Below are 12,294 nucleotides of genomic sequence, written 5' to 3'. Positions count from 1 at the left end.
GGGCAAGATGAATCTGGACCAGAAGGTGAGAATGATGGTTGATCATTCGGCAGCTGCAGCTCCGTTCCATACCTATGAAGAAGCGGTAGCTTGGATCAACGGGCTGATTCCGTTTGGAATCCGCCCCGGCATGGATAGAATTCAGCGATTGATGGAGCTGCTGGGCCATCCGGAACGGCGGTTGAAATTTATTCACGTGGCCGGAACGAATGGAAAAGGCTCCACATGCGCTTTTTTAACAAAGGTTCTGCTTCAAGGGGGATTCACGGTTGGCACCTACACGTCCCCCTATATTACGAAGTTTACCAATCGGTTTCAGTATAACGGCGAAGACATACCGGAAGAGACGCTGCTGGCGCTCGCGAATCGCTTAGAACCGCTTGTTGCCGAAGTTGCGAGCTCCGGGCTCGGATCACCAACGATGTTTGAGGTGTCCACCGCCCTTGCGATCCTGTATTATGGCGAGGTATCTTATCCGGACGTGGTGGTGTGGGAGACGGGACTTGGCGGTCGTCTTGACGTGACCAATATCGTTCATCCCATCATTTCGGTGATCACGAATATCGGAATGGACCATACCGACGTTCTGGGTGATACCATTCAGGAGATCGCCACGGAGAAGGCCGGCATTATCAAGCCCGGAGTCCCTGTAGTGAGCACGGTAACTCAGCCTGAGGCTGTCGAAATTCTGAAACAAACGGTAGAAAAAAACCGTACAAGTTTGTATCTCGTAGATGAACAATTCTCCTATGAGCGGTTGCGTGGGGACGAAGAAAGCCAGACTTTCCGTTTTAAGGGTCCTTTCCGGGACATGGATCTGGACATCTCAATGCAGGGCGAGCACCAATGTGCCAATGCCGCGCTTGCCATGATGACGCTGGAAGTGCTTCGCCAGTACATGGCTTTTATCGTGGATGAAGAAGAATTGCGTACAGGGTTTAAGGATACTTTCTGGGCGGGAAGACTGGAACAAGTGCAGTCCTCCCCTCGGATTGTTCTCGATGGTGCGCACAACCCCGAAGGGGCTGAAACCTTGGCCAAAAGTTTGCCGCAGATCTATAAGTATCGGAAACTGAACTTAATGATGGGAATGCTGGCAAATAAGCATCATGAATCGTATTTGCAGCATATACTGCCAATAGTGGATACGCTTATCCTGACTGAACCGGATTTCCGGAAGAAACTGGACGCCAAGGCGCTTGGTGACATCGTAGAGCAGGTAAGGGAGAAATACGCCAAACATACACTGCAAATCATCATAGAACCAAATTGGAAAAACGCACTTGAAGAGTTGAAGTCACGGACGGAAGCGGAGGATCTTGGGGTGGTGTCGGGCACGTTGTACCTGATTGCCGACGTGCGTTCCAACCTCCTGGGCCTTTCCGATTCTGAAAAAGGTTGGTGATATCTGTTGAATACATCGGAACATGTTCATTTTATAGGAATTGGCGGCTACGGGATGAGCGCCATTGCAAGAGTTATGCTGGAGATGGGTTATAAAGTCACGGGTTCTGACGTGGCATCGCAAGAATTGACAGAAAAGCTGGCGGCCAAGGGCGCCAAAATATACATCGGACATACTGCCGAGCAAGTCAAGGGCGCTGACCTTGTGGTTTACTCCACGGCATTGTCCAAAGACAACGTGGAGCGGGTCGAAGCAGAGAAGCTGAACATTCCTGTCCTTCACCGTGCGCAGATGCTGGCACGTCTTTTGAACGAACGCAAAGGCGTCGCCGTAGCGGGTGCGCACGGCAAGACAACCACTTCATCCATGATTGCGCTCGTGATGGAAGAATGCGGCGTCGATCCGACATTTATCATCGGCGGGGAAATTATGAACGTTGGCACGAATGCCAAAGCCGGTGAAGGTGAGCATGTGGTGGCCGAAGCCGACGAGAGCGACGGCTCATTCCTGCAATACCATCCATGGCTGGGCGTTGTTCTGAATATCGAAGCCGATCACTTGGAGAATTACGAAGGGGATTTCAATCGTCTTAAGGCGGCCTACGTACAATTCCTCAGCCAGATCAAGGCAGACGGTACGGCCGTGGTTTGCGCGGACGATAACAACATCCAGGCTATTTTGCCTGACCTAAAATGCAGTGTGACCACATACGGCATTCATGCGGATGCGGAGTATACGGCAACGAATCTGGTGCTCGGCGACCGTCACGTCAGCTTTAAGATGCTTCATAACGGCATGGAGCTGGGCACCGTGGAACTGTCCGTACCGGGTAAACACAATGTCTACAACGCCATGGCTACGGTGATATGCTGCTTGAAAGGCGGAATCTCGTTTGAAGCGATTGTCGAGGCCATTGTCAAGTTCAACGGAGCTAAGCGCCGCTTCCAGGTGCTGGGCGAAGCAGAAGGCATTCTGGTCATTGACGACTATGCGCATCATCCGACGGAGATCGAGGCTACGATCAGTGCCGCTAAAGCTACAGGCAAACGGATTATCGCCGTATTCCAGCCGCAGCGGTATTCGAGAACCTTTTTCCTTCTAGATGCGTTTAGCCGCGCGTTCGGGGAAGCGGATGAGGTGATCATCACCGATATTTATTCGCCTGCCGGCGAGAAGCAGATCGAGGGTATCAGTTCCGGTAAGCTGGTGGAGCTGATTGTCCAGAACAGCAATGCCGGTGCCCGCTATTTGCCTACCAAAGAAGATGTCCTGAACGATCTCAAGGGTCGTGTAAAAGAAGGCGATCTGGTCCTCACGATGGGGGCGGGCGATATTTGGAAAGTCGGCGCTGCTTTAGCAGAGTCTATTAAAGGCAAGAAGTAAATGGATTGCGCGCATGCTTTGCTGCTTCGCTGCAGCAGGGGATCGCATGGGCTTTTGTCTTTCGGACGGAGGAAAAGCAAGCGGAATCGATAAGTATAAAACAGGCTGATCAAGATGCTTTCTTGATCAGCCTGTTTGTTTTGTTTTACGCACACTCATAAGTTGCCAAGCTTGATCATATAGCTAGGTGTAGAAGGACAAGTGAGGTGTGTGGATATGAATAAAGCAAGGATGACGATTCGTTTCGATCATGATCCGCCGAAAGACAGTCGCAAGGATCGTCTGCGTGAGGAACGGGATTCGCATCAAAAAGATCCGGCAAAGCACAATGGCCAAGTCGATGACCGCAATCTCGTATTCGACGAGTTTGACACAACGGCAGATCGGTTTACCGATGCGGGCACTTCGTTCGAGCATAGGAGCAGCATGCAACATGATCATCTGCGCGTCGTTCCTCCGCTCCGGGATGAGGGGGACACCCGGGATGTGAACGGTCATGAGTGGGGAACATCGCGTCAAAACCGGTCCAAGGGGCGATTAGCTGAGGAAAGACGGCGTCTGGATCATGTCCACAATGACGGGGCGTTCGGTGACGGGCTTGATCATACCGATACATATGACGATTTACGTGAGCGTGAGGATCTTTACGATCTTCATGATGACGGGTATTCCGGAAAAATGGACCCCGAAGCGAATGACTCCAACTGGAATCTCGGCCCCGGGTCGGATCTATATGAATCATCTGCTGATGATTACAGTTATTATCGCTCTCGCAAACCTACCTCCTTCTGGAAAATGGCTGTGTCCGTGACAGCGGCTGTTGTTACGGGGTTGCTGTTTGGGTATATGGTGCTGTCTATGTTTAACGGCGGTAATGCAGGTGAGGATCCTGCATCGGGGCAGCTTGAAAGCCATGATGCAGTTAATCAAGCACCGGCTGATTCATCCGGAGGAACGGGAGCATCACTCGCACCCGATTTAACTGAATCGACAGTACGCATTCCGGGTCAAGTCTTTTATATGCTTCAGTACGGTGTGTTCAGCACGCCGGAACGGGCAGAACAGGCCAAAGGGGAGCTGCTGCAGTCCGGTATTGCCGCCGGCGGAGATTTGGATGAGGAGAACCGGGTGTATGCGGGCATATCACCGGATCGCGAGCAGGCCAAGCTGCTCAGCAATCAGTTAAAGGCCGAAGGCGTCGAATTATACGTAAGAGAAATCGCGCTGCCTGATATAGAGTCAGCTGTCTTTGCGGGCGAGGAGCAGACGCTGACGGACTATTTTACGATAAGCGGGCAGCTTGTATCAGAGTTGAGTACGCTGTCGGCATCGCTGCTGGGGAAGCAGGAGGCGGGCGCGGTGGCGTCAGAGAGTATGACTACGATCACAAATCTGCACCAGCAGTGGATCCAATCGATGAAGCTGCTGTCCGCCGGCTTGGGTCCGGAGACCGGGGCTTTGCTTCCGGCGATGGAGCAATCCATGAACAGTTCAATCACAGCGCTCTCCGAATATAACAAAAATCAATCCAAGGGGCATTTGTGGGAGATTCAAACGGGCATGATGAACTATGTCATGGGCCAAAAGAAACTCCTGGATGGCCTATAAATTCAAATTTACGTCAAATCCGGCTCGGAACTGGAAATAGTTCCCCCTGCCGGATTTCTGTTTGTATTGCTTATCGATTCACCGTATAATAATTAGGGTGTCAAAATATGGCGAGGGAAGAGGATGCATGAAGAAAAACAAAGGAATGCTCATCTTGTTTTTGCTGCTGGGGTGGCTGACGGGAACATGGCTGGCCAAGGCGCTTCAACCTGTTAAGGCTTTGTCGTTTTTAACGTCTACTACACCGATTAAGTGGTCGCCTCGAGCTGATTTTGACATTATTCGTTATGACATTAACCTTGAACTTAACTTTTGCCTGCTCAGTCTGCTTGGCATTATAGCAGCGCTTTGGTTATACCGCAGGCTCTAAGACATGACAAAGGAGATTATCCCCTTTGAATGAGAAGAGAAACCGCCGTATCATATTGGCCTCCACCTCTCCTCGGCGTCAGGAATTGATTGCCTCCCTTCGTATCCCATTCGAGATTATGCCTAGTGAAGCTGACGAGGACACCCCGCAAGGGTGGTCGCCAGAGCGAATTGTGGAGTCACTGGCACTACGTAAAGCGGAAGCGGTTCGCCGAAAGCTGACGGATGATCCGGGAGATGGTATCATTGTGGGAAGCGACACGATTGTGGTCGTAGATGATCATGTCCTCGGGAAACCGGAGGATCATGCTGACGCGGCAAGGATGTTGTCCATGCTTCAAGGACGGGCTCACCTCGTGTACACGGGCGTGGCTTGTGTCGACCGGGAATCTGGTCGTACCAAGGTCGCTCACCGTGTGACAACCGTAAAGATGAAATCGTTAAGTGATGATGCGATCGCGGCTTATGTAAAGAGCGGGGAACCTGCTGACAAAGCAGGCTCGTATGCGATTCAAGGCTTGGGTGCAACCATCGTGGAAGGAATCGAAGGCGACTATTTTAACGTTGTCGGCCTGCCGCTTTCTCTGCTGTCGGACATGCTGTCTGAAATGGGGATGGATGTACTCACCGATTCATAGATATAGAACAACGGCTTGCGAAATGTAGGGGTATCCTGAAGTTTCGGTGACCTGCTGATTTAAATCTTAGAAAAGAGGGGAATATATGGAGTCGCCAACGCTATTGCTGCGCGACATCCCCCATGATGAACGACCAAGAGAGCGCATGATGCAATATGGGGCGAGCGCTTTAAGCCATGCAGAATTGCTGGCGATATTGCTTCGGACCGGAACCCGCCAGGAATCTGCCGTACATATAGCCCAGCGGCTGCTGGGGGAAGCAGGCGGCATCCGGCAGCTCGTTGATCTTAGCATTGAGGAAATTACGAAAATCAAAGGAATTGGAACCGCTAAGGCTGTTCAGCTGAAGGCTGGCATCGAGCTTGGACGGCGCTTAGCCGCATCGAGACATGTAGAGCCGGTTATTATTCGCAGTCCGCATGACGCGGCAGAACTGCTCAGTGAACAGATGCGCTATTTACAGAAAGAGCATTTTGTCTGTGTATTTTTAAATACGAAAAATCATGTCATTGCCCAGGAAACGTTATCGATGGGAAGCCTTAATGCTTCTATCGTTCATCCCCGCGAGGTGTTCAGAGCGGCCATCAAATGCAGCAGTGCATCCCTGGTGTGCGCGCATAACCATCCTAGCGGAGATCCGACGCCCAGCCCGGAAGACATATCGCTGACTGCACGTTTAGTGGAGGCAGGACAGATTGTCGGGATCGACGTGCTGGATCATCTGATCATCGGGGACGGATCGTTTGTAAGTTTGAAGGAACGGGGCTTGATGTAATATAATAGTTCAGATTGACGAAGAAAGGGAGATACATCATGTTAGGTGGTTTTACGAAAGATTTGGGAATCGATTTGGGGACGGCAAATACGCTGGTTTATGTTCGTGGGAAAGGAATTGTCGTAAGAGAGCCTTCCGTGGTTGCTCTGCGTACAGATACGAAGAGCATTGAAGCTGTCGGAGAATCGGCTAAGAAAATGATTGGACGCACACCAGGCAATATTCGTGCCATTCGTCCGATGAAAGACGGCGTCATCGCTGATTTTGATACAACAGCTACGATGATTAAATACTTTATTCGTCAGGCACAGAAGCAGCGTTCCATATTCCCCCGTCATCCGAACGTGATGGTATGCGTGCCTTCCGGCATTACGGCGGTAGAGCAGCGTGCGGTGGAAGATGCTACCAAGCAAGCGGGAGCACGCGAAGCTTACACGATCGAGGAGCCTTTTGCAGCTGCAATCGGTGCCGATTTGCCTGTGTGGGAACCTACGGGCAGCATGGTCGTTGACATCGGCGGAGGTACGACCGAGGTTGCGGTCATTTCGCTTGGCGGTATTGTAACCAGCCGCTCTGTACGCGTTGCAGGCGATGAGATGGATGAATCTATTATCTCCTATATCAAACGTCAATATAACTTGATGATCGGTGAGCGCACATCCGAGCTGCTTAAGATGGAAGTCGGCTCCGCCATGCCGCTGGAGACCGTGGAAACGATGGAAATTCGCGGCCGTGATTTGGTGACGGGTCTGCCGAAGACAATTACCATTACTTCGGATGAGATTAGCGAAGCGTTGGCAGATACCATTAATGCGATTGTTGAAGCCGTTAAGGTTACGCTTGAGAAATGTCCTCCGGAGCTTGCTGCGGATATTATGGACCGGGGCATCGTGCTTACGGGAGGCGGCGCATTGCTTCGCAACCTGGACAAGCTGCTTGCTGAGGAGACCGGCATGCCGGTGATCGTTGCGGAGAATCCGCTGGATTGCGTAGCCATTGGCACAGGTAAAGCGCTCGAGAACATTCATTTGTTTAAATCCCGGAGCAGCTCTGCCGTCCGTTCCAAACGGTAGAAATCGAATAGAAGTGTAAACCCCTAATGTTGGGAGAGAAAACAGTAAGTTAGAGGGTGTTGCAACTGTTTAAGCTGCTAGGCAATAAGCGTTTGTTTATTATGCTCATCGGGCTGGTAGCGTTTATCGCTATTATGGGATTTACGCTCGGCCCGAGAGCTTCTTTATCTTGGCCTGAAAAATTTGTCAAAGATACGGTCGGTTTTGTGCAAAGTGTGTTTTATAAGCCCGCTGCCTATATAGCGGGTTTCTTTGAAGATGTACGGAACATGAAGGAGATCTATGAAGAAAATGAGGAGCTGCGGAGAGCCGTAGCCCAATACTCCCGAGAGAGCGCTAATTACAATAACATGAAAGCAAATTACGAGAAGCTTCAAGATTTACAGGGCTTTACAGAGAACCAGAAAAATCGTTACAAATACGAATACCGTACTGCCCAGGTGCTAAGTGTCAACTCGGACCCGAATAACCGGACACTTGTCGTCGATCTGGGCGAGCGCGATGGGGTTCGCCCCAATATGTCGGTCACGACAGTGGACGGCATGGTCGGCATCATTAGCAGCGTAAGTAATTTCACCTCCACGGTGAAGCTGTTGACAACGATGGACGCCCAGGATCCGAATCCGCAGCCGATTTCGGTAACGGCCATCGGGAAAGAGGATAAAACGTTTGGCGTCGTCGAGAGCTACGATGAGAAGACCAACACGCTGCTCATGACGCGGATTTCGGAAGATGATCCGATTAAGAAAGAAGATAAGATCGTTTCATCAGGTGATGGAGGCGTTATTCCTCAAGGCATGATCATCGGTGAAGTCATAAGCGTTCAAACAAGCCAATACGGCCAGAGCAGAACAGCTACGATTAGACCAGCGGCCAAGTTTGATGACTGGAAATATCTGATCATCGTCTTTACGCCTGAGGAGCCGGAATAAGATGGCACGTAAACAGATTCTGGTCCTGTTGCTGTTCGTGCTGTTTATCCTGCAGGGCACGGTGGTCTTCTGGTTAACGCCAAGCTCGCTGCAGCTTCAGATTTATCCCAATTTTGTATTGGTCTGCTTGTTTTTTGTATCGATTTATTATCATCGCCACACGGGGCTGGTGCTCGGACTTATATTCGGCATGCTTCACGATATCGTGTATTACGGCGAGATGATTGGCACTTATTCGTTTGCTATGGGCGTATCCGCATATTTGGTGGGGCTTGTCTTCAAGTCCCCGCGGGCGCCGCTGCCCATGATGATGACCATTGTCATTCTGGGGAGCTTGTTGTTTGACAGTACGCTTTTTGGCATATATAAGGTGTTTCGACTCAATCCGACTTCTTATAATTGGTCACTGCTTCATCATATGCTACCCAATCTCCTTGTTCATTTTGCCTTTGCTCTGGCGATTTACGTTCCTCTTCGCAAGCAGATTGAGTTGGTTACGAAGAATCAGAGAAGGAAGGCATCTTGAACCCTCCAATATGACATTTTACTAGACTAGCAGGAACTTGAAGGTTTGAGCGCGAAATGTATAGGGATGGGAGGGACAGGCTTATGGCTGTAAAATCCAATCATGTGACGATTAAGGGCATCAAAGATGGCCTGGTATTCCTGCTTGATGACCAGTGTGAGCTGGAAGAGTTGCTCAGCGAGCTGCGCTATAAGCTGGAGCACAGTCATCAGAATATATTGACCGGCCCCATCATTCATGTGGATGTGAAGCTGGGTTCCCGGAAAATTTCCGAAGAAGAGAAGCAGACGATTCTTGACATATTGAAGCAAAAGGGCAACCTGCTGATACGTACTGTGGAATCGCCGCCGCTTGAGTCCGAGCTCATACCAGAGGAGAAGCTTACGCTTAAGACGGGGATGGTGCGTTCCGGACAGGTGCTGCATCATGACGGCGATCTCTTGTTCCTCGGCGATGTGAATCCCGGCGGGACCATAACGTGCACCGGCGATATCTACATATTGGGAGCTCTGCGCGGAACCGCGCACGCCGGTGTAGAGGGCAACGAGGAAGCGATTATAGCGGCTTCGTATTTTGCCCCTACCCAGCTCCGTATCTCCCAGATGATCAGCAGACCGCCGGATGAATGGGAGACGCGGGAAACGGTCATGGAGTTTGCGTATTTGAAGGACGGAAGCATGGAGATCGATAAGATCAGCAACATCTCACGTTTGGGTCGGGATTTTAATGTGTTTAAAGGGGTGTAGAACATGGGAGAGGCAATCGTCGTAACTTCAGGTAAAGGCGGAGTCGGTAAAACGACGACATCGGCGAACATCGGCACAGCTTTGGCACTGCTCGGAAAAAAAGTGTGTCTGGTTGATACGGACATCGGTCTTCGTAATTTGGATGTCGTGATGGGCCTGGAAAACCGGATTATATACGATTTGTGCGACGTTGCAGAAGGGCGATGCCGACTTAACCAGGCGCTGATCAAGGACAAGCGCTTCGATGAGCTGTATATGCTTCCTGCAGCCCAGACCAAGGACAAGAATGCCGTTTCTCCGGAGCAGGTCAAAGATATCGTGCTTGAATTGAAAAAGGAATTCGAATACGTCATTATCGATTGTCCGGCTGGAATCGAGCAAGGATTTAAGAATGCCATTGCCGGTGCAGATAAAGCGATTGTGGTTACAACGCCCGAGAATGCGGCCGTGCGGGATGCGGATCGGATTATTGGCTTGCTGGAAAGCTCTCATGTAGAGTCTCCGAAGCTCGTGGTAAACCGGATTCGCCCGAACATGGTAAAATCCGGCGACATGCTGGAGATTGAAGATGTGCTGCAGGTGCTGAATATTGATCTGATCGGTATCGTGCCAGATGATGAAATGGTCATTAAAGCGGCCAACATTGGGGAGCCTACGGTGATGAATCCAGACTCTCAGGCAGCCATCGCCTATAGAAACATCGCCCGTCGTATCCTGGGTGATACCGTTCCTCTGATGCAAATCCATCAGAAAAAAGGAATGTTCACCAAATTCAAAAAGTTTTTTGGAATGGGTTAAAGGCTTTTAACAAAGAACCGGTGCCGGTAGGCATCGGTTCTTTTTACACTTACTCAACGCTGTTCTGATCTGCATACATTCTGTTCGCCTCTTCAATAGGGCTTGTTCTAAATATCTTTCATCTCCTCATAGGATAGAGTAAGAAAACAAGCCCCAAGGGGGAAAGAACAATGGACATCAAAACTTCAGTCAAGAACCGAAGAGAAGCCCGTATTCGCGAGCTGCTGGAAGGGGAACAATCACCGGCGCCGCATGATAAAACGTCATGGGTGCCCGTTCCCGAGAGAAAGCCTGCCCATCTCAATCTGCAAAAGACAGGCTTCATACAGGATCACAGAGCGAACCCATCCCCGCGTCTTGCAGAGAGTGAACCGGATCCCGAGCGGCTTTGGAAGCAAGGCCACCGCGGTTGGTATGGTACGCTGGATCCCGATGATCCAGGGGAACCGCCAAGAAAAGCCTCGTTCCTGTCGGGCTTGGTGCGCCGCATCATCGTCAGCGCGCTGGTGTTTGGATTGGCATGGGGAGTATTTTCGTTTCAGCAGCCGTGGGCTCTTCGTACGCAAGCTTTTATTGTTGAAGGGTTGAGCCACGAGATGGATTTCCAGGCAGCCCAGGTATGGTACGAGGAGCATTTTGGAAGCGCGCCTTCCTTTATTCCGATTTTTGGACAAACTGACGAGCACTCGACGAAGGTGAATGCCGGGACTTCTTTAGTGCCTCCGCTTTCCGGGAAGGTCGTCCAATCCTTTGCCGTGGATCTTAAAGGCATCGTTTTGGAAGCCGGAGGGGGTTCTTTAGCAGACCGAGCGGTTAAGAGTATAGAGACCGGACGCGTGCTTGAGGTTAAAGAACATCCTGAGAATGGGATCACCATTCTCATACAGCATACAGGAGAGAGAACGGCGATATACAGCAGGCTGGCAGAAACGGGACTTAAGGTAAACGATTGGGTTCAAGGTGGAGATATTATCGGCACATTGGCATCTTCAGGCACAGGCAGCCCGCCTTCCCTTTATTTCGAACTGAAAGAGGGGGATCGAGGTGTCGATCCGGCGGAAGTGATTCCGTTTGATTAAGTTTAAGGGAACGGTATTGTCGCTGCATCCTCTCTTTGTTATTGTCATGCTGGCCTCTGTATTCACCGGTCGCTTTTTAGAATTGCTGACCCTGTTTATTATCGTGTTTATTCATGAATTGGGACACGCCGCCGCAGCGGCAGCGATGGGGTTCAAGGTACGAGCCATTCAGATGCTGCCGTTCGGCGGCGTTGCTGTCATTGAAGATGACGGCAGGATGACCGCGATGAAGGAAATCATCATTGCGCTTGCGGGTCCGCTGCAAAATGTCATCATGATTGGCATTACTCTGGCGTGCAGATGGGCGGGGTGGGGAGACGAGCAGCTGTTATCTTATATCATTCAGGGGAATCTCGTCATTGCACTGTTTAACCTTCTTCCGATTCTGCCGCTGGACGGCGGCAAAGTGCTGCAGGCCGTCATCAGCCTGCTCGCCCCTTATCATGCGACCTTGCTGTGGGCTTCCCGTGCAGGCATTTTGTGCAGTTTGATCATGATCGGGTATGGCTTGCAGCCGTTATTCTCCGGCGGCGGTATTCGTTTAAATGTGCTGATGATCGGCCTCTTTTTAGCGTATTCCAATTTTGAAGACTACCGGAATGTGCATTACCGATTCTTAAGATTTTTGGTCAATCGGAGCGAGATTTATGAACGGAATTTGGATGGACTCGGTCCTGCCCAGCCAATCGTTGCAGATTCTTCGAAACCTTTGGATGATATCATGCGTCTATTTAAACGAGAGAAGTATCATCTGATTTATGTCATGAGCGGACGAGGCAGCCTGCTTGCCGTCGTTCCGGAGCAGCATGTGATTTCTTCTTATTTTGCATCAAATGGTCCGCCCTGGTATGCGTAAATCGTAGACACCATGAGGAAGACGCAGGGCGGGCCATGATTCTTTATCCATTCATATCATCTGAGATTGTGTTAGGATAAAAAAATAGAATATCGTCTTCCATTTG

At 50.6% G+C, this 12,294-nt stretch carries 13 protein-coding genes; all 13 read left to right on the top strand.

Annotated features, from left to right (window positions below; all coding sequences use genetic code 11):
- Positions 1-7 precede the first annotated feature (7 nt).
- The 13 genes from PLA01S_RS00150 (at position 8) to PLA01S_RS00090 (ending at position 12,188) form a co-directional block, all read left to right on the top strand.
- Positions 8-1,405, top strand: a complete 1,398-nt coding sequence (locus PLA01S_RS00150; protein WP_127589520.1) for a bifunctional folylpolyglutamate synthase/dihydrofolate synthase — start codon at positions 8-10, stop codon at positions 1,403-1,405.
- 6 nt (positions 1,406-1,411) lie between these two features.
- Positions 1,412-2,788: a UDP-N-acetylmuramate--L-alanine ligase gene (murC, locus tag PLA01S_RS00145; protein WP_127589519.1), complete on the top strand. Its 1,377-nt coding sequence runs from the start codon at positions 1,412-1,414 to the stop codon at positions 2,786-2,788.
- Between the two features lie 216 nt (positions 2,789-3,004).
- Positions 3,005-4,396 carry an SPOR domain-containing protein gene (locus tag PLA01S_RS00140; RefSeq protein WP_127589518.1) on the top strand — a complete coding sequence of 464 codons (1,392 nt, stop codon included), beginning with the start codon at positions 3,005-3,007 and terminating at the stop codon, positions 4,394-4,396.
- Positions 4,397-4,523: 127 nt separating this feature from the next.
- Positions 4,524-4,766: a DUF4321 domain-containing protein gene (locus PLA01S_RS00135; protein WP_076323127.1), complete on the top strand. Its 243-nt coding sequence runs from the start codon at positions 4,524-4,526 to the stop codon at positions 4,764-4,766.
- Positions 4,767-4,791: 25 nt separating this feature from the next.
- Positions 4,792-5,403, top strand: coding sequence for a Maf family protein (locus PLA01S_RS00130; RefSeq protein WP_127589517.1), 612 nt, complete (start codon positions 4,792-4,794; stop codon positions 5,401-5,403).
- An 85-nt stretch (positions 5,404-5,488) separates the two neighbouring features.
- Complete coding sequence (radC, locus tag PLA01S_RS00125) at positions 5,489-6,178, top strand: RadC family protein (protein WP_100540813.1); 690 nt, start codon at positions 5,489-5,491, stop codon at positions 6,176-6,178.
- A 38-nt stretch (positions 6,179-6,216) separates the two neighbouring features.
- Positions 6,217-7,251 carry a rod shape-determining protein gene (locus PLA01S_RS00120; protein ID WP_009593998.1) on the top strand — a complete coding sequence of 345 codons (1,035 nt, stop codon included), beginning with the start codon at positions 6,217-6,219 and terminating at the stop codon, positions 7,249-7,251.
- A 56-nt stretch (positions 7,252-7,307) separates the two neighbouring features.
- Positions 7,308-8,183 (top strand): rod shape-determining protein MreC, encoded by an 876-nt coding sequence (gene mreC, locus PLA01S_RS00115; protein WP_127589516.1) that lies wholly within the window; start codon positions 7,308-7,310, stop codon positions 8,181-8,183.
- A 1-nt stretch (position 8,184) separates the two neighbouring features.
- The gene (gene mreD / locus PLA01S_RS00110; protein ID WP_127589515.1) at positions 8,185-8,709 is read left to right on the top strand and encodes a rod shape-determining protein MreD; all 525 of its coding nucleotides are present in this window, start codon (positions 8,185-8,187) and stop codon (positions 8,707-8,709) included.
- An 83-nt stretch (positions 8,710-8,792) separates the two neighbouring features.
- The gene (locus PLA01S_RS00105) at positions 8,793-9,455 is read left to right on the top strand and encodes a septum site-determining protein MinC (protein WP_127589514.1); all 663 of its coding nucleotides are present in this window, start codon (positions 8,793-8,795) and stop codon (positions 9,453-9,455) included.
- A 3-nt stretch (positions 9,456-9,458) separates the two neighbouring features.
- The gene (gene minD, locus PLA01S_RS00100; RefSeq protein WP_009594006.1) at positions 9,459-10,253 is read left to right on the top strand and encodes a septum site-determining protein MinD; all 795 of its coding nucleotides are present in this window, start codon (positions 9,459-9,461) and stop codon (positions 10,251-10,253) included.
- Positions 10,254-10,423: 170 nt separating this feature from the next.
- Entirely contained in the window at positions 10,424-11,332 is a 909-nt protein-coding gene (locus PLA01S_RS00095; RefSeq protein WP_127589513.1) for a M23 family metallopeptidase, read from the top strand.
- A complete protein-coding gene (locus tag PLA01S_RS00090; RefSeq protein WP_100540817.1) occupies positions 11,325-12,188 on the top strand; it encodes a M50 family metallopeptidase in 864 nt (287 codons plus the stop codon). The genes PLA01S_RS00095 and PLA01S_RS00090 overlap by 8 nt, the downstream gene beginning before the upstream one ends.
- Positions 12,189-12,294 lie beyond the last annotated feature (106 nt).

It is taken from the genome of Paenibacillus lautus NBRC 15380 (assembly GCF_004000945.1).
Classification (GTDB): Bacteria; Bacillota; Bacilli; order Paenibacillales; family Paenibacillaceae; genus Paenibacillus_AQ; species Paenibacillus_AQ lautus.
The sequence above is the reverse complement of the archived record's forward strand: the minus strand, read 5'-3'. Positions and strand labels throughout refer to the sequence as shown.

Excerpts from the sequence above, each read along its gene's own strand:
- PLA01S_RS00150 (WP_127589520.1), top strand. The coding sequence starts at position 8 with ATGAATCTGGACCAGAAGGTGAGAATGATGGTTGATCATTCGGCAGCT.
- PLA01S_RS00140 (WP_127589518.1), top strand. The coding sequence starts at position 3,005 with ATGAATAAAGCAAGGATGACGATTCGTTTCGATCATGATCCGCCGAAA.
- PLA01S_RS00135 (WP_076323127.1), top strand. The coding sequence starts at position 4,524 with ATGAAGAAAAACAAAGGAATGCTCATCTTGTTTTTGCTGCTGGGGTGG.
- radC (WP_100540813.1), top strand. The coding sequence starts at position 5,489 with ATGGAGTCGCCAACGCTATTGCTGCGCGACATCCCCCATGATGAACGA.
- PLA01S_RS00120 (WP_009593998.1), top strand. The coding sequence starts at position 6,217 with ATGTTAGGTGGTTTTACGAAAGATTTGGGAATCGATTTGGGGACGGCA.
- mreD (WP_127589515.1), top strand. The coding sequence starts at position 8,185 with ATGGCACGTAAACAGATTCTGGTCCTGTTGCTGTTCGTGCTGTTTATC.
- PLA01S_RS00105 (WP_127589514.1), top strand. The coding sequence starts at position 8,793 with ATGGCTGTAAAATCCAATCATGTGACGATTAAGGGCATCAAAGATGGC.
- minD (WP_009594006.1), top strand. The coding sequence starts at position 9,459 with ATGGGAGAGGCAATCGTCGTAACTTCAGGTAAAGGCGGAGTCGGTAAA.
- PLA01S_RS00095 (WP_127589513.1), top strand. The coding sequence starts at position 10,424 with ATGGACATCAAAACTTCAGTCAAGAACCGAAGAGAAGCCCGTATTCGC.